The sequence below is a fragment of the Streptomyces vietnamensis genome (assembly GCF_000830005.1).
GTDB classification, from domain to species: Bacteria; Actinomycetota; Actinomycetes; order Streptomycetales; family Streptomycetaceae; genus Streptomyces; species Streptomyces vietnamensis.
In genome coordinates, this window is sequence record NZ_CP010408.1 from 248,006 (window position 1) to 266,802 (window position 18,797).

Genomic DNA, 18,797 nt, shown 5'->3' on the forward strand with positions numbered 1-18,797 from the left:
CCACAGACAGGACCCCGAGATGACCAGGCACACCGTCAGCGACACGAACCCCACCTACGTGACCGGCGCCGACCGCTACCGCATCCCCTTCACTGGCTTCCTCACCCCCGACAACCCGCAGTTCACGGTGATGGAGGAGTACATCCAGCCGGAACACCGTCGCTCCGACGGGTACGGACTGGCCTTCCTGGAGTCCGAGGAGCACCACGTCCTCTACATCGGATCCGTCCGGCAGCTCCAGGAGTACCGCACCGCCAACACCGACGGCACCGCCGTCCTCGACCCCGCCCAGGGCGTCATGTACGCGTTCTGGCCGCACGGCAAGGGCTGGGACGACTACATCCCGAACAACGCGTGGAACCCTGGTGGCGAGGGCATCGTCACCGAGTTCGACCACCCCCTCGGCGGCAAGGTCACCGTCTACGAGTACCTCTACGACAACCGCGACGGCGAGAAGGTCCCGATGGTCGGCTTCCACTGCGACCGCTGCCACCCCGACCCGAAGATCGACCACGAGGCCAGCATGCCCAACCGCGGACCCCAGGACCGCCGCTGGAGCGCCCGCAACGCCCGCGTGCACATCCGCAGCCACGCCGACCGGTGCCGGCCCGTCGACCCGCGCATCGCCGAAGTCGTGCAGCAGGTCGCCAACGAGAAGTACGGCGTCAGTAACCCCACGGTCACCTGGGAATCGCGCTGCGCCACCACCGGCCCGTGCGCCCGGATCCGGCACCTGCGCGCCCGCTCCTGACCCTGATGGTCCATGCCGAAGGCGGCGCCCGGAGTCAGGGAAAGTGACTCCGGGCGCCGCGTTGATCGTACGAGACCGCCGATTTTTGCGGTGGCCCAGGCTCTGCAGACCTTGCTCGGTGTGCCGGAGCGCGATGTTTGTCACCGCCGACGTGGCGTGACCTGGTCTTCTCCGTTTCCGTGAGCACAGTTGTTGTCACCGTTTCGCCAGGGCACTTGTCACCAGCGTGAAGGCGTGTCCCGTCCTGCGCGAGGCGCGTTGATCACGACATGAAGACGACACGCGCTCTCCTCGGCGCCACCATGCTTGCCGCCGGCCTGCCCCTGCTCATGGCTGGTCCGGCCCACGCAGATGTCCTCGGCGGCCTCGGGGACGCCGCCAGCGCGGCGAACAACGTCAACGCGCTCGGCGCCATGCTCAACAGCGATCTGGCCAACTACGCGAAGCAGGACAACGCCAACGAGCACAGCACTGCCACCCCACACTGACCCAGCTCCGCGGCGATCGGGTGGTCTGACCTCCGGCCCGGACCGCCTGATCGCCGTTCCTGTCCTGTCGCATCGAGCTTGTCTGTGGATCTTGCGACGAGCTATGGGGATTGCCATGTCGAGTGAGAACGCTCGGCTCGGGATTCTCAGGGCAGCTGGCTTCTGCGGAATCCGGGGGAGGCGAGCCGAGCCCTCACAGCACTGCCAGGAAGGCCCTCTGGCTTGGTCGTGGATCAACGTACGATCACGGACTGTGAGCCAACTGGGTGAGGTCGGGAAGACGCGCTATCTGGTCCTTCATGACTATGGCATGGGATGGCTGCAGTGGTGGGTGTGGGCGGACTCTGCCGAGGAGATCGTCAGTGCCTGCGCCGAAATTGAGGTGATCACGAACCCGGACGCTGTGAGACGTGCCGAGACGTGGGACCTAGAGGAGGTCCACCTGGACGATCCTGATCCGAATCCGCTGTCCGGCTTCCGCGCGCAGAGGGATGCCCAGCGTGGACAGCCGGGATTCGCCGCCTTGGTGGGACGGGACCGTGTCTACCTGCGCTGGCCGGAGTTCGAGGACGGAGCGGTCTTCTTGATGGAGCTCGGGCCGGACGGACGGCGGTTGCGGCAGGTTGAGATCGGTCCCGGCGGCGGTGCAGTCAAGACGAGCGTCGAGGACTGGCCGTTCAACGCGCCGTTCGATCTTCACGATCCGCAGTATGTGGCCATGGAGATCGGCCGTGATGACTTCGAGGCGGCATGGCATCGAGCCCACCGAAAGCCCAAAGGTTGATCAGTCGGGCGCCTCGGCTGCGCGAGGACGGCTCGCCCCCGGCTCCACGTACCTGCCGAAAACGACCGTGACAGGTACAGCGAGAACCGGACCAGAGAAATAAGATCAAACCCCGCGGACTGGGCAAACAGCATGCTCAGCGCGCGGCACAGTGAGAATCCGACAGCGCGAACGAGAAGCAGTGAGAATCCGACGGCTTCAGTGCGACAGGACAGTTCCACTGCCTGGATCGTTGTGCCCGGATGGGCCTCGGTGACAGCCATCGCGCTCAGGTGATACCTATCGCACCTCGTCACACTCGGGCGACATCGTGTCCGGTCGGTGAGGGCTGCCTGTCGCAGCCCTCGCCCATCTGCTACCACCCTGCTACCTTGAGTGTGTGAGCAGAAAGCAGACGCAGCTTCGGCTGACCCCCGACGTCCTTGAAGCGGGCAAGGAGGCGGCTGCCGCCAGAGGCCTCGACTTCAACAGATACGTCGAGCGGCTCATCGCCGAGGACACCACCGGCGCCCGTGCGGCCGGCATGGCCGCGGCCCAGCGGCTGATCGACTCCCACGGCAGCTTCCTCGACGAGCTGGAAGCAGAGCTCGACACGCAACACGCTCCGGCTCCCCGGAACCGGGATGCCGCTGCGTGAGCATGTCTCTCCACGTCGACCTTTCCTGGATCCTGGAAGTCGCCGAGCGCACCGGTCTCCATGATCCGGCGGTCGACGACCTCGGCGTGCCTCTCGCTGCCGTTGCCCGGCACCGCGCGGAACTCCTCGAGCAGTCCGTGTACGGCAGCCCCTACGCCAGAGCGGCAGCCCTCGCCCATACCCTTGGCCGCTGCCGCTGGCTGGAACGCTCCAACCTCACTGTCGCCTGCGCCGTCGCCGTGATGTACCTCAACGCAAGCGGCATTCCCGCCAACCCCACCCGCGAACATCTCGCCGCCCTGGCGGCTGATCTTTACGATCCCCGCTGCACGGCGGAACGCATCACCAGGCAGCTCCGCTCCTGGCCGACCTGACCCGATGCCACCCCGGCCATCCATGTCGGGCTGGAGGGCGACTCGTGCCTCCCGCGGAATCTCCGCGGCTAGGCCGTGTGTCGAAAGTGGATCTTGAGCTGTGAATGATCACGGGTCATGGGTCGGGGAGATCTCACGGACGAGCAGTGGGCGGTGCTGGAGCCGTTGCTGCCGAGGGGCACGAGGACGGGGCGGCCGCCGGTCTGGCCTCGGCGGCGGCTGATCGACGGCATACGGTTCCGGGTTCGGACCGGTGTGCCGTGGCGGGACGTGCCCGTCGAGTACGGACCGTGGAGCCGGGTCTACGACCTGTTCCGCCGATGGCAGCGCAGCGGCACCTGGCACCGGATCCTCACCCGGCTCCAGTCCCTGGCCGACGCGGAAGGTGCGATTACGTGGGACCTGAGCGTCGACTCCACCGTGTGCCGCGCTCATCAGCATGCGGCCGGGGCCCGCAAGCAGGGCGACCTGCAGAAGGAGCCGCCGGGTGGCGTGTTCGCCGAGCCTGGTGATCACGGGCTGGGGCGCTCGCGCGGCGGGTTCACCACCAAGCTGCACCTGGCCGTCGAGCAGGGGCAGAAGCCCATGTCGATCGTGGTCACGGCCGGGCAGCGCGGCGACTCGCCGCAGTTCGAACCCGTGCTGGAGAAGGTCCGAGTGCCCCGCATCGGGCCGGGCCGGCCACGCGTCCGCCCCAATCGGGTGCGGGCCGGCAAGGCGTACGCCTCCCGGAAGAATCGCGCCTACCTGCGTCGCCGCGGGATCCGCTGCACCATCCCGGACAAGGCTGACCAGGCGCGTAACCGGCAGAAGCTCGGCTCCCGCGGCGGCCGGCCGCCACATTTCGACCCGGTCGACTACCGCCAGCGCCATGCGGTCGAGTGCGGGATCAACCGCCTCAAGAGACATCGCGCTGTCGCCACCCGGTACGACAAGCTCGCCGTCCGGTACGAGGCGACCGTGCTGGTCGCGGCCCTTAACGAGTGGCTGTGAGAGGCGCCCTACTGGGACCATGCGTCGGTGAACTCAGGACTCCCGGCCGGATGGACGATCGAGCGCGTGCGCGCTCTTTCCGGAGACTCAAGCGCCGTCCCGCTCTCCCTCGATCGGCTCGTAGTCGTCGAAGCGGCCGGTCAGGGCGACTACGAGCCGCTCCGGCCCGATGTGATTCTTGCGTTCCACGAGTTGTGCCTCGTGCGGGACGACGGTGAGTGGTTCATGGGGCAGCTTGACGATGACGGCTCGGTGATCTGCTGGGCCTCCTATGGATCCGACCTGGTCGAGGCCATCCGCAGTCTTTGAACGAACCCTGCATCTTCAGTCACTTTCGTAACAGGCCCTAGGGCCTGTCCGGCCGATCTTGAAACTCCAGAAGAGCGGACGCCGGCCCCGCCGCCACAGCAGCCCGGTAGCTCTCATCCACCAGGCGAACGAACACACGGTCACGGCGATCACCCGCCCCCATGGTGCGACGCCACCCCGGCCCTTCACGTTCCCACTGCTCCCGCGCGATCTCCCCGCGGAAATGCCCGTCGAGTTTCACCGCGAGCTTCTCGACGGACAGATGGCCGATGCGGAAGCGCTGCAACAGCTCTCCGAGAACGAGAGACGTGATCAGATGCTGCCGATGCCGCTTCAAGGTCACCGGTGCAACGGGCGGTGACCACGCCTGGAGCAGACTCGGGTCGCTCAGCGCGAGCGTCGCAAGCTGGAGATGACTGTCCCTGATGGCCTGCTCGTTGCTCGTGCGCGCCTGCCGGACCTGGTAGAGCAGCGAGAGAGCCACACCGGCCAGAGCGATAGCCGAGAGTACGACGGACACAGCCCCGTACGTCTGGCTGATGTCACTGAGCTTCCCCCAGTCCGTGCTCGCCGGAGCCACAGCGGCCAGTACGAACGGGGTGGAAACGATCAGCCCCAACAGTCCGAGCCCGAGCAGGCCGTACACCAAGGCCATCCGTACCCATGTCGTGCGCTGCGCCGTGCCGTTACCAGTTGTCACACGTTCCTCCCGAAACACTGACTGCCGGTTCGCTGACCAGAATGAAGCCGGCGTTGACGCCCGGCAAGAGGCACTCAATCCGGCCCCCACATGATCAGCCGGACAGGCCCTAGTGTCCTGAGTCGGAGATTCGTCGGCAGTAAGCGGCGACTTTGTCGAGGATGTCGTCGGCGGTCTTCGTCCAGACGAAGGGCCGGGGGTGTTCGTTCCAGTCGGCGAGCCAGGCCCGGATGTCGCGTTCGAGGGCCTGGACGGAGCGGTGGACGCCCCGGCGGAGCTTCTTCGTGGTGAGTTCGGCGAACCACCGCTCGACCAGGTTCAGCCAGGAGGAGCCGGTCGGGGTGAAGTGCAGGTGGAAGCGTGGATGCGCCAGCAGCCAGGTCTTCACGGCCGGGACCTTGTGGGTGACGTAGTTGTCCAGGATCAAATGGACCTCGAGGTCCGCGGGGACTTCCTTGTCGAGCTTGACCAGGAACTTCTTGAACTCCACCGTGCGGTGGCGGCGGTGGAGCGAGCCGATGACCTTGCCGGTCGCGGTGTCGAGTGCGGCGAACAGGGTGGTGGTGCCCGCGCGCACGTAGTCGTGGCTGCGGCGTTCGGGCACCCCGGGCATCATCGGCAGGACCGGCTGGGACCGGTCCAGGGCCTGGATCTGGGACTTCTCGTCCACACACAGCACCAGGGCCCGCTCCGGCGGGTCGAGATACAGCCCGACCACGTCACGGACCTTGTCGATGAACAGCGGGTCTTTGGAGAGCTTGAACGTCTCGGCCCGGTGGGGCTGGAGGGCGAAGGCCCGCCAGATCCGGGAGATCGCCGACTGCGACATTCCGGTCGCCGCGGCCATCGACCGGGTCGACCAGTGCGTGGCGTCTTTCGGTGTCTCCTCGAGCGTCTTGACGATGACGCGTTCGACGTCGGTGTCGGTGATCTTCCGGGGGACACCGGGGCGTGGTTCGTCGCACAGGCCGTCGAGCCGGCGTTCCAGGAAGCGTCGCCGCCAGGCCCGGACGGTGTCCGTGGTGATGCCCAGCCGCCGGGCGACCTCGGCGATCGCGTGTCCGTCCGCGCTCTCCAGGACGATCCGCGACCGCAAGGCCAGCGACTGGGCACTCGAACGACGGCGCACCCACGACTGCAACATCGCCCGCTCGGCATCGGACAACACCACCGGCGGGATCTTCGGTCCAGGACGACTCACACCAGACCAACGACAAATCTCCGACTCAGGACACTAGTAGTGCTTTGTTAGGTGGTGTCGTAGGGCTGCCATGGGACGGGTTGTCGGCAGGTGGGGCAGGTGCCGGTCCAGGTGGCGAGTAGGTGTTGGAGGAGGTCCAGGGCCTGGTAGAGGGTCAGGCCCTGGCAGGGGCTTTTGGGGAGTTCCGCTGCTCGGTGAGGAACAGGTGGGCGGCGGTGACGAGGGTGACGTGCCGGTGCCAGCCGGTGAATGAGCGGCCCTCGAAGTGGTCCAGGCCCAGGCCGGTCTTCAGCTCGCGGTAGTCGTGCTCGATCCGCCAGCGGGACTTCGCGAGCCGGACCAGGTCCTTGGCGGGGATGGTGGCAGGCAGGTTGGAGACCCAGTACTTCACCGGCTCCGACTCGCCCTCAGGCCACTGCGCGATCAGCCAGACGAGAGGGATCGTGCCGTCGTCGGCGGGTTTGGGCCGTCGGCCCGCGAGGCGGACACGCAGGAACACGAAGTGCGAACTCATCGCGGCTTTGGAGCCCTTGCGCCAGACCAGTGTCCGGCCCGCACCGCGGCCGACGGCCATCATGTGGTCGCGTAAGGACACCGGGCGGATGCGGTAACGCGGCAACGGGCGGGGACCGAGTCCGCCATAGTCGGGCTGGTGCGGTTCGGCGTCCTCGCCGTAGGCGGTCATCTCCCCTCTGGCCTGCAGTACGTATGCCAGGCCGCGGTCCTCCAGACCGTGCCGGAAGTCGGCGTTCGCGCCGTAGCCGGTGTCCGCGACCAGCACGGCGGGCCGCAGACCCGTCCCGGCCAGTTCGTCGAGCATGTCCAGGGCGAGCCGCCACTTCGGGCGGTGGTGTTCGGTGGCGGGGATGCGGCAGAGCTTCCTGCAGTTGTCGGCGTCCGGGCCGTCCCAGCTCGCGGGCAGGAACAGCCGCCAGGACAGCGGACACGAGGCGGTGTCGGACGCGGCATGGACGCTGACGCCGATCTGGCAGTTGCCGACCTTGCCCAGGGTGCCCGAGTACTGGCGGGCCACCCCGGGCGAGGCGGTCCCGGCCTTGGGGAAACCGGTGTCGTCCACCACCCACACCTGCGGGCGGACCGTCCTCACGGCCCGCCATGCCAACGTGGCCCGTACCTCTTGAACGGGCCAGGTCGAGGACGTCATGAACTGCTGCAACTGCTGGTGATCGACACCGAGGCGTTCGGCCATCGGCTGCATCGACTTCCGCCGGCCGTCCAGCAGCAGCCCCCGCACATACAACAAGCCCTTGGCCCGCTGATCCCGCCGGATCAGCGGGGCGAACACCTCAGAGGCGAACTCCTCCAACCGGACCCGGACCGCAGCAAGTTCCCCAGCCCTCATACGACCAGCGAACCGCCGAACACAAGCCGTGACAAGACCACTTAACAAAGCACTACTAGCCGAGGTCGAGGATCTCCCTCGCGGCAAGCCCTCCAGGCACCGGCTTGAGCGGGAGGAACGCAAACGGCCGGCGCCCACTTCCGCCGAGGCGGGTGGCAAGGGCGCCGGCCAACCGAAAACACACACTCCGGGAGACCCGAGAGGCGTATCTCGCTTCCGAGTGTATCCGTACGACGCGCGGTCGCGGTCTCACCCCGCTTGCTGTCGGTGATGTAAGCTTGGTAATGTTTTTTTGTCGATGGGTCGTGGCAGCCCGTCGACACCGAACACACCAACCCCTTGGAGGCTCCATGTCCTTCGCCACCGGCGCCCCTGCCGACAGCCCGTCCCAGGCCGCGGCTCCCACACCCGTGTGGCCGGCCACCGCGGAGGCCGCCGAGGCCGAACTCGGCCGGCTCGCCGAGCTCCTGACCGAGGCCGACACCGCCGTCATCCCCGCCGCCGGCGTCCTCGCCATTCCCGACCTCGCCTACGGCCCGGGCGACACCACCGGCATCCGGGTGCGCACCACCAGCCACCCTCCGCACGCCCTGTACGTCATCGCCGCCGGCGAACTCACCCCGCACACCAGCGCGGACAGCGTCTTCGCCCACCTCCGCCCGCTCCTCGAGGCCGCGGCCCGCTCCTGCGACGGATGCGGCGCCGAGGCCGGCGTGCCGTGCAACCCGAACTGCCAGTCCGACCCCTCGACCACCTGACACACCCCGCCGGCGGGGCGCCGCAAGCGCCCCGCCACCCTGTGATGGAGGAAAAGAAAATGATCCGCGCCGGACGCCTCGAGTACGTCCAGACCATGGCCGACCTGGCCGACACCCTCGGCAAGAAGCTCACCACCGTCCGCAACCAGAAGCCGTACGCCGCGGAAGGCCACCCGGCACCGATCAGCTCGCCCAACTCCCGCGCCCAGCTCTGGGACGCGGAGCAGACCAAGGCCTACTACGCCGGCCAGCCCATCCCCGAGCTGCCCCAGGTCGACGACAACGAGGACCTCCTGGACCGCCACGAGGCCGCCGAGCTGCTCGGCATCAGCCCCGTGACCTGGAACGGCTACAAGAACGACCCGGACCTGGTCGACGGTATGGTCCTCGTGCCGGCAGGCCCCAAGGGCACTGAGCACTGGCCCCGCCGCCTGGTCCTCGCGTACAAGAACAAGCGTCCCGGCAGGGCAGCCGGAGGCGGCCGCCCCGCGGGCAGCGGCGATATGATCCCCCGCGACCAGATCCTGCCGCGGATCGCCGAGCTCCTGGACGCCGACCCCGCCATCACCCTGGAGACCGTCGCCGAGACTCTGGGCATCGCCAAGTTCCCCACCGCCCAGTCCGGTCTGGCCACCCTGCGCGGCCGGCGCATCGCCGACCTGGTCGAGGCCCAGCCCGGTCTGGACCCGAAGGCCGCCGCCCTCCAGCTGGGCTACCCCACCATCACCCACCGCGGCGCCATCACGATCGCCGAGCGGGAACTGCACGCCCGCAGCGCCAAGCCGTACCTGCAGCACACCGCGGACTTCCTGGCTGCGGCCGGCATCGCCCAGCAGGCCCAGGTGGAGATGCGCCAGCCCGACGGAGAGCACCTCGCCGCCGCCGTGCCGCTCGAGACCCACCAGCCGGCGCCGGCCCTCGTGTGGGACGAGCGCTTCGGATGGCGGACCGCGACCAGCCGCCGGCACCCCATCGGCAAGCCCACCGACACCCCGCCCGAGGGTGAGGGAATCCGCTACCTGGGCACCGGTCTCCGGCCCGATCCCGAAGAGCTCCTCGCCGCCCTGCGCGACGGCCGCAAGGGAACCAAGCGTCCCCACACCACGCCCTGAACCGCGCTCCGGTCACCGAGAGGCGGGCGCCGACGCCCGTACGCAATCCGGATCAGACCGTCAACCACACCCACGCAGCCAAGGAAGGCACAGCGTGATCACCAAGCAGCACGACGCCGACGCGTACGGCCAGGAGCTGGCCCGCATCAGCCACCACCAGCACGAGGCCACGAGCGCGCGGTTCACCGTCTTCCAGGCCCTGGCCGCCGCCGGGATCGGACACGAGCAGGCCGACGACATCGTGTCGAAGCTGGAGGCCGCGGCGGTGGCCGGCGCCCACACCTGGATCTCCAAGAGCAGCGCCCCGCACGGTTCCGACCCGCGGTTCGAGGACGGCTGGCACGAAGGGGTCCGCGAAGTCGCCAGCTACCTGCTGCGCATCGCCGACACCACCGCCACCACCGGGCACGGGCGCGCCGCCTCCAGCGCCATGCTGCTCGCCCACGTTCAGCAGCCGGTCTCCCCCGCCCCGGAGGAAGCGCCGACGGACGAACAGGCCCCGGCGCCACCGCTGGAGGCGAAGGACGTCCTGGCGGCGGCGGAACGCTTCCCGTGGGCCCTGGCCGCGCCGGACGAGCGCCACTGGCCGGACGGGGAGTTCCTGGACGTCGCCCTGAGCGCGGTGCGCGCCAAGGAACGCGAGGGATACATCGAGCGCCTGGAGGCGTTCGTGAAGCAGCGCCGCGCCCGCCTGGAGGAGCTGCTGCGCGTGTACGGGCCGGGCAGCATGCCCGCCTCGCAGGGCCGATACGCCCTGATCGGGCAGCCCGCAACCCTGGTCATCCTGGAGCGGATGGAGACCCACCCGTTCGGTCTGCGCGCCCGGTGGGAGAAGGAACTGGAGACCGTCCTGCTGGACGACCTTGAGTTTGCGTGGGGGCCGCGCACCCGCCTCAGCCGGTGAGCCGCGTCCTGATCCCTGCAGACCAGGCCGCAGGAGTCCCCTCGTCATCCCGTACCACCCAGCCAGAAGGAGAACGCGACATGGACAAGCTGTTGAGCTTCACCGCAGGGCGCCCGTCCACAGGCAAGAAACCGCTCCCGGACGACGCCAGCACCGAGGAGTGGACGGGGCAGTTGCGTCGCACCGTGCGGGAGATCGAGATGCGCGAGCAGGACCCCGAGCTGGTCGCCCGCGCGCGGTACAGGCTCTACGCCGACCCGCAGCTGCTGCGCTGCCGGCACGCCGACAGCCCGGGCCTCCTCCAGCTTCTGGAGATCGTGGAGAGCCGCGGACCCGCGGTCGACGTCGTGCTGCGTCAGCCCCTCGACGCCAGCTGAGGACCTGGCGGACACCGGGCTGTGGCGGCCGCGCCCGCGCCTCCGCCTCAGAGCCGATCGGTTACCCAGCTCGCTGAACCCGGCTTGCCCACGGCGCCCACAGGCTTGCCCAGACCGGTACACCCAGGGCTTGCCCAAAGAACGGCCAGGCTTGCCCAGCCGCAGCCCGGGGGCGGCAGGGCAGGCAGACGCTGTGCGGATCGTGCAGGATCGTCGCCCAGCCGACGATGTGCGGCGGCACGCCGAACCCTATGTCGACGTTGCTGAGGAGCCTCGTGGACACGCGCATCTTGTACTGGTCGGCGAGCACGTTGCCGACCCGCACTGGCACGTCAGGCTCCGCGACGCCCTCCTGGACGGGGGCGAAGCCGGTGGCGATGTCGCCGGGCAGAGGCTCCAGGAACGGCACGATCTTGGCCTGGGCGTCGAAGTCGCCGGCGGCTGCGGCCGCGCGGACCCAGGTGTCGGAGACCGGAATCGGGGTGCCGCGGTTGCCGCGCCCGGGGCCGCGGCCCTCAGGCCGGCGAATCCGTGGGCCTCCGGCCGGTTCCATCTGCTGGAGGACGCCCGCGCGCAGCCTGTGGTTCAGTTGGGCTGCGGACCTCCCGTCCATCCCCAGCGCCAAGACCTCCGTGCCATTGCCGGCAACCTGTCCCACTCCGACGTCGAGCACTGCGGGAACTGCGAGACGGCCGTTGTGATCGGGGGCTAGGTGATCGTCTCGCTCGGGCTGTCCTGCCTCGACTGTTACAACGTGATGTCCGGCGAGCCCGGCCGCCACGACCTTCGGCACCACTGGCAGGGGTAGCCAGGCGCCGGCCGTCCGGTGCGCTGCGGAGGTGGGCAAGCTCATGTGGACGGGGCCCCGTGACAGTTGCACCGGAAGGGGGCTGGAGGGTTGCACGTAGAGGTGCACTAGGAGTTGCACCGGAGGTGTGACCGGGAGTGGGACCCTCCCTTTTTCGATCTTGAGTCTCGTGCCTGGTCAGGCCCGGTGGGCAAGCCTGATCGCCACGACGACACCTCTTCCTCCGCGATAGCCGGAGGAAGAGGCCTGCTTCTTTTCAGGGCCGGGCCGGCCTTCACCACTACGGGCCAGCCCAGTTCAGCTCAGACCAATACGGACCGGCCCCAACGGCTCGGTCCGCTCCCCGATCGCTGCCCCAAGTCCGGCGCCGCCCTGCTGAGCGGCCTGGCCCGGAACGCCGTGTGCGCTCCCGCGCGAAGGCCGTGCCCGGACGTGCCGAAGCGGCCCCGCCGGAAGGCGAGGCCGCTTCGTGTGGAGCTGGCTCAGTGCTGGTCCCAGTCGACGCGACGGCGCTGGGGGAGCGGCGGCTCGATGCCGACGCGCAGCGCCAGCCGGACCGCCGCGCGGTCCCGCTTGTGCGCCGCCCGCTGGAGCCAAGTCCTGCTGCCGTCCTTCAAGAAGGGGGTCAGCCAGGGCCGCTCCTGGTACTGCAGGTGTGCGGGGCAGTCGTGGAAGGTACGGGCCATCTCGGGGCTCCTCGCTGTGGATTTGTCGTAGTGCGTGTTTCGCGGTCGCTGACCGGCTGCCACCGCCGATCAACTGAGACAACTATAACCATCACTCATCACTTTGGTCAAGTGGGGGTGGCGTGACGCCGCCGTCCGGCGCGATGCGGGCGACCGAATGGGTGAACGCGAAATCGGGGCGAGGAAAAGGCCGTTCCGGCTTCCCGAAAGTGATGTGTGTGAGTTATAGTTGTCTTGTTGGTCGGGAGTGGCACCCGGCCAACACCCCCACCGAACTCACACGCTCCAGGGAGAAACCCGTGTCGAACTCCATGAAGATCACCGCCGGTCAGACCACCACCCGCACCCTGATCGACCTGATCCGCGCCATGGACGGCGAGCGCGCCACGACCATCACCTACGTCGACAGCAAGGGCGAGGAGTCGGTCCGCACCATCGAGATTCACAACATCCTCACCACCAGCAAGGGCGGCATCATCGTCCGCGCGATGTGCCGCACCCGGGGCGAGATGCGCACCTTCACCCTGGAGCAGATCAAGGCGTACACCGTCCACCGCATCCGCTTCGTGCTCACCGTCCCGGAGGAGAAGGCGGGGGAGGCCTTCCCTGTCGCGCACTTCGTGTCCAGCATCGAGCGGATGATCGACCTGGAGCTGGAGCGCGACTACCCGCTCCCCAAGGTGATGCTCGCCGCGTAGGCGAGCGGGGGCCCGCCCTGCCGGGCGGGCCCCCACCGCCGTGCCCCTCCACCGGGGGCCGAACCCCGGCCCCCGGTCACCCACTCGCAAAAGGAACCGAGGATGACCCAGCGCGACGCGCAGCACGAGACGACCGTCTGCCCCGGATGGGGCGAGCCGTGCGGCAACGAGACCGCCGAGAACGCCGATCTCTGCCCCGACTGCTTCATGGCGCGACTGGACGTGCAGTCCCCCAGGATCCCCCTCTAGACCCTCGTCCGCGCCGGGCGGACGGCGCCCCCCGCCCGCCCGGCCCCGACACCTCTCCCGCTGCGCCCCTTGCCACGCCCGGCCCACCCCGCCCCCGCCCGGGGCGATCCACCCTCTTCCGACCCTGGAGGCCCCATGCCCGCTGCCGACTCGTACGAATGGCGAACCGCCCCTTGCCCCGAGTGCGCGGATCCCGCCGCCCGCCTCGTGCCCGGTGACAGCGACCGCGCCGACATCCTGCTGTGCGCCCGCTGCCCCGCACACGGGCGCCTTCCGTACCGCGACCCTGCCGACATCCGCGCGCGCCTCCCGCTCGGCGTCGTGCTCGCCATGCGCGGCGGGGCGCTGCGCATCGGCGCCCCGGCCGCGCCGCACAGCCTCAACGCCTACACGCGTTCGGTCGTGACGCTGGCCACGGAACACGGGCTCCTTCCCGTGTGGCGCCCCTCCGCCCGGCGCCACTACGTGACCCTGGCCGCGCCCGGCCCCGAGGGTGCATGGGGGTGGATGGAGGTGGGCGCCCGCTCTGGGAAGATCCTGCGCGCCACCGTCCACCCGCACGGGCGCAGTGCGCCCGGGGTCCGTGCCGCCGGGCCGCGCGCCGTCCGTCAGCTGGTGGCCAGCCTCTCCGTCCCGGGCTCGGCGGCCGGTTGCGGAGCGGTTGCTCCGGGCGCTGCGGAGGCTTCTCGCTGACCCCTCCGGGCAACGCCGGCCCTCGCGGCCGGCGGGGTCCCGGCGGGTGGTGGCCGGCGGCCGTTCCCGACACGGAAATCTGACGGGCAATCAGATGGAGGGGATGGGGTTGTGAGGGTGATGAAAGATGGGTATAGTTTTCTCATCGGGATGGGGTCCCGATGCGGCAGTGGCAGCCGCACACCGAAAACGCACCACCCAAGGAGAGCCTCGTGAACACTTCCCGCGCCGCGTACGCCGTCATCGACACCGCCCGCCGCCTGTGCCCCGGGGCTACGACCGTGGACGTCTACAACTACGGCGGAACCACGCGCCTGGACGTCTTCAAGGCAGACGCCGAGTACGACCGGACGCTCCCGGGCTTCACCGTCGGCTCTGTCCGTGCGGCCCTGGACGGCGCCGCCGAGGCGTACGCGACTCGGGCCTTCGGCCCCCGCTCCGCCTGGCCCAAGCACTTCACCATTACCCACACCGGGCCCCTCGACGTCGCCGACGCCGACCGCACCGTCGGGGACCATGTCTTCAACGGCCGCGTCTGGACCGGCGTCGGCGAGCAGGCTGTCCAGGCAGCACACGATGTGCTCGACTACCGCCGCGAGATGGGCCGATCCGAGCTCATGCGCGTGGTCTTCGGATTCCAGTACGACATGGCGGCCCGGAATCTGGAGCTGGCCACCGGCGCCCCGAAGGGGTACCGCCTCTTCGCCCTTGCCCGCTCCATCGTCAAGCACAACCCGGTGAGCCCCCGCTCCGCCTGGGTCGCGGCTGGCGCTGTCACCCGATAGCCGCTCCTCTCCGGCCCGGGCCGCTGATCCACGCGCGCCCGGGCCCTCCAGGGGGGCGGCCCCCAGAGCGGGGGCCTTCGGCATCGCCGCCCCCGCCCGCCCGTCCACCAGCGCCCCGGCCCTGCAGCACGTCCACCCGGGCTCGGGCGCGCCTCAGCGCCTCGCGGCAGTGGCAGCCGCACCACCGAACACGCACCCCGGAAAGGGGCCGTGTTGCACCCTCCCGCGCATCACCTGTACCTCCCCGCCCCGTCGCGTGGCTCCGGCTCCCGGCGCAGGACGGTCCTTGATCCGGCGCGCCCACTGCCTGGACGACCCCGAAGGCCTGCCGCACGTCGAGGCGTTCGTCGTGGCCGTACCTGCGGGCGTCGCGGACAAACAGCGGCCGGGGTTCGAGGAGCGCTGGAAGGAGCACACCGAGGAGGGGTCGGTCTTCCGGCCGCTGCGCGGGCTGCCCGAGCCGGCCCCGCGCAAGAGGTCGGCCGGCGGTCCGGCGCCGCTGCACCGGGCCAGGGGCGTCGGGGGCGTACTTCTGGGCGCGTGACTCACCTCCTTGTGTGGTGATGAATAGCATGTATAGTTGTCTTGATGGTCGGCGGTGGCAGCCGACCACCCGGAAACGCTCAACTCGGAGGCATCTCATGAGCATTCACACCCTCGGCACGTCCCGACTCGATGCCGTCGTGATGGAGGGGACCGGTCACGGCTTCGCCCGGATCCGCCTCGCCGACGGCCACGCGGTCACCCTCAAGACGCGGCCCGGCGCCGATGTCGCGGAAGAGGTCTTCCTCTCCCCGGGCCTGACCGCTCCCGACACCGAGGCCTGGGAGAACGAGGACTCCTGGGAGGACTGGCTGACCGGCGGGACCCTCGGCAACGAAAGCGGGATGTTCCTGGACGTGCCCGCCGAGGCGCTCCGCGACCTGATCATCCAGCACGGCGGTGAGCACGACGACCAGGAGGGCGAGGACCCCGCGCCGAACGCCGAGAGCACGACCGCCGAGGAGACGGCCCAGGACCTGCTGGCCGAGCTGGCCGACCTGCACGGCGCGTTCGAGCACGGCTACGGCGCCGACGACATCCGGCGCGCCTTCGGGCGCATCAGCGACGCGGGCGGCCCCTACCTGATCTGCGTCTGGGACGTCGCGGACGACTACGGGTTCGGCGGCAACGCAGAGTTCTACGCCGAGGACGAGAACGGCCTCTTCGAGCTCCGGCCGGACGTCTATGACTGGCTCGCCGGCCAACAGGACATCCCCGGCCCCGTCGAGACCTGGGTGGGCGCGCACCTCCCCGAGCTGGTCGAGTTCGCCGCCACCGACGACCGCCACAACTACGCCCGGACTGAGCGCTGACCCTGGCCGTGCACGGCGGGGGCGAAGTCTCCGCCCCCGCCGTGTGCGAGCCCGAAGCTGCCGAACCCCTCAGCATCGAAGGGAACCGCATGAACGAGACCCGAAGCGCTGCTGGTCGGCGGCCCGCGGCGCGGCTCCTCGCCGGCCCGGTCATCCGCCGCCCGCAGCGCACCCTCACGCCCGAGGAACGCGAAATCGTACGGGGGATCTCCACCCTGAACTTCCAGGGCGCCCTGATCATGGGCATCGTGGACCCGGTCCCCAACCCCTCGCCGATGGACGAGGACGAGGGCGCCTGGGTGCGCGAGCAGGTGTGGTCCGCCTACCTCCAGAAGATCGAGCGCAAGTACCCGTTCGGCTTCGCCCGATGGGCCATGTGCGAGCGGGGCACCTGCTGGAACTGCCTGGCCGGCCGCTGCGACCTGTGCGTCCACCGGCAGGAAGGCGGCCCGCACGCGGACGACAACACCGACTGGGTTCTAGACATCCGGGGCCGGTGCGTCGCCAAGTTCATCCTGCGGCCCGGCGGCGAGCCGTGCGTGTGGTGGTGCCGGTGTGCGTGCCCCAAGAGCGATCCGACTCCGGAGACAGCCGCGGCTCCGGCCGAGGGTGAAGTCGCACCGGGGAAGGCCGCTGGGCGGCCGGGTGGGGCCGTGCGTCGGGGGCAAGGCTCTGCGGTCGACGCCGCGCAATACGCCCTGTTCTGACGGTGCGCGACCGGACTTCCGGGCAACGGTGATTGCCCGGAGCCGTCCTGGGTGCGCTGGAGGGGACACCCTTGCGGAAGTGATGAAAGGTGATTATAGTTATCTTGTCGATCGGCGGTGGCAGCCGACGACACCGGACACACACAGATCCAGGAGACCGCACATGTTCTTCAACAGCCTCGCCCAGCTTCCCGCCTCCCGCGTCGACGTGGACGCGCTGCGCCAGGACGAGGCGCTGTGGCAGCACGGTCCGGACGGTCGGGGGTACGTCCCGCTGTGCAACCTCGTCCGGGGCTGCGGTGCGCCCGCCGAGTGGGTCATCGAGCACCCCTCCACGGGGACCCGCCGCTTCGTGTGCAAGGACTTTCACCCCGTCGAGGTGGTCACCGACGCGGTGGCCTGGTGGGTGACCGAAGCGATTGACATCGCTGAGTACCTGGCGAGCAAGCACGACTAGCTGACCCCGGCGGGGCGGGCGGCCGACCGACCGCCCGCCCGGAGAGCCCCCGCGATATCAGCGGCATCACCCCGTTGAGCAGCACATCCCCGAGCGGCAGTGGCAGCCGCTCGGCACCGGAGAACCACATCAGGGAGAACCCCCCATGACACGCACGACTTTCGTTGCCTCCACCGGCTGTACCCGTATCAGCGAAACCCGCCACTACACCCACGCGGTCATCGCCGACCGCCGCGACGGCGAGGGCCGCATCGCGCACACCTGGTCCATGTCCGCGGCCAACGTCGCCCGGGCCGCCCGGGCCGCCGAGCGCGCGGGCTGGAAGAACGTCACGGTCGAGGAGGTGCACGTCCAGGAGAAGCCGGCCCGCACTCGCAGGGCGACCCCGAAGCAGGCGCCCGCCGCTGCCCAGCCGGCCCCGGCCGCCGAGCGCGAGCCGCTCGTCCTCTACGCCGTCCGCCCGGCTGCGGGCGGAGGTTTCGACGTCGTCAACACCTCGGGCCTGGTCGTCTCGGGCGACTGGCAGACCGAGGTCGGCGCCCAGGAGCGCGCCGACTACCTGAATGCCCAGGAGAACCGCAAGCGCGCCGAGGACGCCCTGACCGAACCGCAGCGGCGGGTGTACGCCGTCGTCAAGCGCGACGGCGCGATCGGCGCCGGATACGGGCACAACCTCACCGCCGTCCGGAGCCTGCACGCCGCCGGCCTCGTCAAGCTCACCGAGTACGGCCCGGGCTCCTGGAACGCCGTCCACGTTCCGCCGCCCGCCGTCGGCCCGGCCGAGGCCGCCCCGGCGGCCGGTACGGGCGTACTGCCCCAGGACGCCGAACACCCGGCGGCCGCCCTGTCCGGGCAGCCGCTCGCCGACGTCACCGGCCCCCACGACCTCGGCGAGGTGGCCGGCTACTGGGTCCGGGCGGATGGCACCAGCGGCCGCCTGACGGTCGGCTGGGTCGAGGACAGCAGGCTGAACCACCAGCGCCGACGGGCGGCCGCCCCTGGCCCGGCTGAGCGTCGCGAAGGAGCTGTTCGAGCGCACCGAAGGCTGGATCGTCGAGCCCGGCGACCAACCGTCCCTGATCCTCTGGCACGTGCCGACCCTGGATACCGCGGCCAAGCAGGGTGCCGCCGCCGAGCAGGCCCGGGGCGCGATCACCGACACCTGGACCATCACCCACACCGGCCTGCCCGAGGGCCGCTGGTTCCTGCGGGTCGAGGCTCCCGATTCCGACGCCGCCTTCGCGGCCGCCCTGGCCACCCGCGCGGGTCGCCTGGTCCAGCAGGCGGGGCATCGGCTCGGCGCGCGGCGTCTGCGGGAAGCGGACCTGGTCCGCACTGTCGGCGAGCGGGTCCGGCACGTGGCCAGCGGCCAGACCGGCACCGTCGAGGCAGTGGACGTACGGATGACCGGTGCCCACGCGTACCGGGACGGCGTGACCGTCGCCGTTGACAGCCGCTCCCGCAAGACCGCGCGCGCCCTGGAGTGGGAGCCCCTGCCGGCGGCCGAGGACCCCGAGGCTGCCTGCTGACGGCCCCGCCCGGCCCTACGGGCCGGGCGGCTCTCCTTCCCCTCCGCCGCCATCGCCGGAGTCCGGAGTGCCGCGTCCA

General features: G+C 70.0%; 25 protein-coding genes. 20 read left to right on the forward strand and 5 right to left on the reverse strand.

Annotation, left to right across the window (positions count from 1 at the left end; all coding sequences use genetic code 11):
* Nucleotides 1-19: 19 nt before the first annotated feature.
* The 7 genes from SVTN_RS40550 to SVTN_RS40580 all read left to right on the forward strand — a co-directional run bounded on the left by SVTN_RS40550 (nt 20) and on the right by SVTN_RS40580 (nt 4,336).
* Complete coding sequence (locus SVTN_RS40550) at nt 20-751, forward strand: hypothetical protein (protein WP_041134925.1); 732 nt, start codon at nt 20-22, stop codon at nt 749-751.
* Nucleotides 752-1,020: 269 nt separating this feature from the next.
* Nucleotides 1,021-1,239 (forward strand): hypothetical protein, encoded by a 219-nt coding sequence (locus SVTN_RS40555; protein WP_041134926.1) that lies wholly within the window; start codon nt 1,021-1,023, stop codon nt 1,237-1,239.
* A 253-nt stretch (nt 1,240-1,492) separates the two neighbouring features.
* On the forward strand, nt 1,493-2,023 hold the full coding sequence (locus SVTN_RS40560) for a hypothetical protein (RefSeq protein ID WP_041134927.1): 531 nt from the start codon (nt 1,493-1,495) through the stop codon (nt 2,021-2,023).
* Between the two features lie 379 nt (nt 2,024-2,402).
* Entirely contained in the window at nt 2,403-2,660 is a 258-nt protein-coding gene (locus SVTN_RS40565) for a hypothetical protein (protein ID WP_245728082.1), read from the forward strand.
* A gap of 2 nt (nt 2,661-2,662) precedes the next feature.
* Nucleotides 2,663-3,034 carry a hypothetical protein gene (locus SVTN_RS40570; protein WP_041134929.1) on the forward strand — a complete coding sequence of 124 codons (372 nt, stop codon included), beginning with the start codon at nt 2,663-2,665 and terminating at the stop codon, nt 3,032-3,034.
* A gap of 117 nt (nt 3,035-3,151) precedes the next feature.
* Nucleotides 3,152-4,027 carry an IS5 family transposase gene (locus SVTN_RS40575; protein ID WP_041134930.1) on the forward strand — a complete coding sequence of 292 codons (876 nt, stop codon included), beginning with the start codon at nt 3,152-3,154 and terminating at the stop codon, nt 4,025-4,027.
* A gap of 27 nt (nt 4,028-4,054) precedes the next feature.
* Complete coding sequence (locus SVTN_RS40580; protein WP_052499857.1) at nt 4,055-4,336, forward strand: hypothetical protein; 282 nt, start codon at nt 4,055-4,057, stop codon at nt 4,334-4,336.
* 37 nt (nt 4,337-4,373) lie between these two features.
* Here SVTN_RS40580 and SVTN_RS40585 read toward each other — a convergent pair whose 3' ends face one another.
* The 3 genes from SVTN_RS40585 to SVTN_RS40595 form a co-directional block, all read right to left on the reverse strand.
* The gene (locus tag SVTN_RS40585; RefSeq protein WP_159026614.1) at nt 4,374-5,036 is read right to left on the reverse strand and encodes a DUF6082 family protein; all 663 of its coding nucleotides are present in this window, start codon (nt 5,034-5,036) and stop codon (nt 4,374-4,376) included.
* Nucleotides 5,037-5,145: 109 nt separating this feature from the next.
* Nucleotides 5,146-6,180 carry an IS630 family transposase gene (locus tag SVTN_RS40590; RefSeq protein ID WP_099055352.1) on the reverse strand — a complete coding sequence of 345 codons (1,035 nt, stop codon included), beginning with the start codon at nt 6,178-6,180 and terminating at the stop codon, nt 5,146-5,148.
* A gap of 211 nt (nt 6,181-6,391) precedes the next feature.
* On the reverse strand, nt 6,392-7,600 hold the full coding sequence (locus tag SVTN_RS40595; RefSeq protein ID WP_041134932.1) for an IS701 family transposase: 1,209 nt from the start codon (nt 7,598-7,600) through the stop codon (nt 6,392-6,394).
* A gap of 350 nt (nt 7,601-7,950) precedes the next feature.
* On the opposite strand from SVTN_RS40595, the gene SVTN_RS43525 reads away from it, so the two are divergent.
* The 4 genes from SVTN_RS43525 to SVTN_RS40615 all read left to right on the forward strand — a co-directional run bounded on the left by SVTN_RS43525 (nt 7,951) and on the right by SVTN_RS40615 (nt 10,751).
* Nucleotides 7,951-8,358: a hypothetical protein gene (locus SVTN_RS43525; protein ID WP_041134933.1), complete on the forward strand. Its 408-nt coding sequence runs from the start codon at nt 7,951-7,953 to the stop codon at nt 8,356-8,358.
* Between the two features lie 59 nt (nt 8,359-8,417).
* Nucleotides 8,418-9,470, forward strand: a complete 1,053-nt coding sequence (locus SVTN_RS40605; protein ID WP_041134934.1) for a DUF6292 family protein — start codon at nt 8,418-8,420, stop codon at nt 9,468-9,470.
* A gap of 94 nt (nt 9,471-9,564) precedes the next feature.
* Nucleotides 9,565-10,374, forward strand: coding sequence for a hypothetical protein (locus SVTN_RS40610; RefSeq protein ID WP_041134935.1), 810 nt, complete (start codon nt 9,565-9,567; stop codon nt 10,372-10,374).
* An 80-nt stretch (nt 10,375-10,454) separates the two neighbouring features.
* Complete coding sequence (locus tag SVTN_RS40615; protein WP_041134936.1) at nt 10,455-10,751, forward strand: hypothetical protein; 297 nt, start codon at nt 10,455-10,457, stop codon at nt 10,749-10,751.
* A 61-nt stretch (nt 10,752-10,812) separates the two neighbouring features.
* On the opposite strand, the gene SVTN_RS40620 is transcribed toward SVTN_RS40615, so the two are convergent.
* Both SVTN_RS40620 and SVTN_RS40625 read right to left on the reverse strand, forming a co-directional pair.
* Nucleotides 10,813-11,424 (reverse strand): hypothetical protein, encoded by a 612-nt coding sequence (locus SVTN_RS40620; protein ID WP_041134937.1) that lies wholly within the window; start codon nt 11,422-11,424, stop codon nt 10,813-10,815.
* Between the two features lie 617 nt (nt 11,425-12,041).
* Complete coding sequence (locus SVTN_RS40625; protein WP_041134938.1) at nt 12,042-12,245, reverse strand: hypothetical protein; 204 nt, start codon at nt 12,243-12,245, stop codon at nt 12,042-12,044.
* A gap of 299 nt (nt 12,246-12,544) precedes the next feature.
* Here SVTN_RS40625 and SVTN_RS40630 point away from each other — a divergent pair, with 299 nt between their 5' ends.
* The 9 genes from SVTN_RS40630 (at nt 12,545) to SVTN_RS40665 (ending at nt 18,718) form a co-directional block, all read left to right on the forward strand.
* Nucleotides 12,545-12,943 (forward strand): WYL domain-containing protein, encoded by a 399-nt coding sequence (locus SVTN_RS40630; RefSeq protein WP_041134939.1) that lies wholly within the window; start codon nt 12,545-12,547, stop codon nt 12,941-12,943.
* A gap of 102 nt (nt 12,944-13,045) precedes the next feature.
* Complete coding sequence (locus SVTN_RS44600) at nt 13,046-13,192, forward strand: hypothetical protein (RefSeq protein ID WP_159026615.1); 147 nt, start codon at nt 13,046-13,048, stop codon at nt 13,190-13,192.
* Nucleotides 13,193-13,327: 135 nt separating this feature from the next.
* Complete coding sequence (locus SVTN_RS41395; protein WP_052499859.1) at nt 13,328-13,885, forward strand: hypothetical protein; 558 nt, start codon at nt 13,328-13,330, stop codon at nt 13,883-13,885.
* Between the two features lie 212 nt (nt 13,886-14,097).
* Nucleotides 14,098-14,670 (forward strand): hypothetical protein, encoded by a 573-nt coding sequence (locus SVTN_RS40640; RefSeq protein ID WP_159026616.1) that lies wholly within the window; start codon nt 14,098-14,100, stop codon nt 14,668-14,670.
* 286 nt (nt 14,671-14,956) lie between these two features.
* Complete coding sequence (locus SVTN_RS40645; protein WP_041134941.1) at nt 14,957-15,214, forward strand: hypothetical protein; 258 nt, start codon at nt 14,957-14,959, stop codon at nt 15,212-15,214.
* 97 nt (nt 15,215-15,311) lie between these two features.
* Nucleotides 15,312-16,025 carry a hypothetical protein gene (locus SVTN_RS41400; protein ID WP_052499861.1) on the forward strand — a complete coding sequence of 238 codons (714 nt, stop codon included), beginning with the start codon at nt 15,312-15,314 and terminating at the stop codon, nt 16,023-16,025.
* Between the two features lie 89 nt (nt 16,026-16,114).
* Nucleotides 16,115-16,732 carry a DUF6248 family natural product biosynthesis protein gene (locus tag SVTN_RS40655; RefSeq protein WP_041134942.1) on the forward strand — a complete coding sequence of 206 codons (618 nt, stop codon included), beginning with the start codon at nt 16,115-16,117 and terminating at the stop codon, nt 16,730-16,732.
* Nucleotides 16,733-16,895: 163 nt separating this feature from the next.
* Nucleotides 16,896-17,189, forward strand: a complete 294-nt coding sequence (locus SVTN_RS40660) for a hypothetical protein (RefSeq protein WP_041134943.1) — start codon at nt 16,896-16,898, stop codon at nt 17,187-17,189.
* A gap of 1,091 nt (nt 17,190-18,280) precedes the next feature.
* A complete protein-coding gene (locus tag SVTN_RS40665) occupies nt 18,281-18,718 on the forward strand; it encodes a hypothetical protein (protein ID WP_041134944.1) in 438 nt (145 codons plus the stop codon).
* Nucleotides 18,719-18,797 lie beyond the last annotated feature (79 nt).

Coding starts and splice junctions, on each gene's coding strand:
- SVTN_RS40550 (WP_041134925.1), top strand. CDS start 20: ATGACCAGGCACACCGTCAGCGACACGAACCCCACCTACGTGACCGGC.
- SVTN_RS40555 (WP_041134926.1), top strand. CDS start 1,021: ATGAAGACGACACGCGCTCTCCTCGGCGCCACCATGCTTGCCGCCGGC.
- SVTN_RS40570 (WP_041134929.1), top strand. CDS start 2,663: ATGTCTCTCCACGTCGACCTTTCCTGGATCCTGGAAGTCGCCGAGCGC.
- SVTN_RS40575 (WP_041134930.1), top strand. CDS start 3,152: ATGGGTCGGGGAGATCTCACGGACGAGCAGTGGGCGGTGCTGGAGCCG.
- SVTN_RS40590 (WP_099055352.1), bottom strand. CDS start 6,180: ATGTTGCAGTCGTGGGTGCGCCGTCGTTCGAGTGCCCAGTCGCTGGCC.
- SVTN_RS40595 (WP_041134932.1), bottom strand. CDS start 7,600: ATGAGGGCTGGGGAACTTGCTGCGGTCCGGGTCCGGTTGGAGGAGTTC.
- SVTN_RS43525 (WP_041134933.1), top strand. CDS start 7,951: ATGTCCTTCGCCACCGGCGCCCCTGCCGACAGCCCGTCCCAGGCCGCG.
- SVTN_RS40605 (WP_041134934.1), top strand. CDS start 8,418: ATGATCCGCGCCGGACGCCTCGAGTACGTCCAGACCATGGCCGACCTG.
- SVTN_RS40615 (WP_041134936.1), top strand. CDS start 10,455: ATGGACAAGCTGTTGAGCTTCACCGCAGGGCGCCCGTCCACAGGCAAG.
- SVTN_RS40625 (WP_041134938.1), bottom strand. CDS start 12,245: ATGGCCCGTACCTTCCACGACTGCCCCGCACACCTGCAGTACCAGGAG.
- SVTN_RS44600 (WP_159026615.1), top strand. CDS start 13,046: ATGACCCAGCGCGACGCGCAGCACGAGACGACCGTCTGCCCCGGATGG.
- SVTN_RS41395 (WP_052499859.1), top strand. CDS start 13,328: ATGCCCGCTGCCGACTCGTACGAATGGCGAACCGCCCCTTGCCCCGAG.
- SVTN_RS41400 (WP_052499861.1), top strand. CDS start 15,312: ATGAGCATTCACACCCTCGGCACGTCCCGACTCGATGCCGTCGTGATG.
- SVTN_RS40655 (WP_041134942.1), top strand. CDS start 16,115: ATGAACGAGACCCGAAGCGCTGCTGGTCGGCGGCCCGCGGCGCGGCTC.
- SVTN_RS40660 (WP_041134943.1), top strand. CDS start 16,896: ATGTTCTTCAACAGCCTCGCCCAGCTTCCCGCCTCCCGCGTCGACGTG.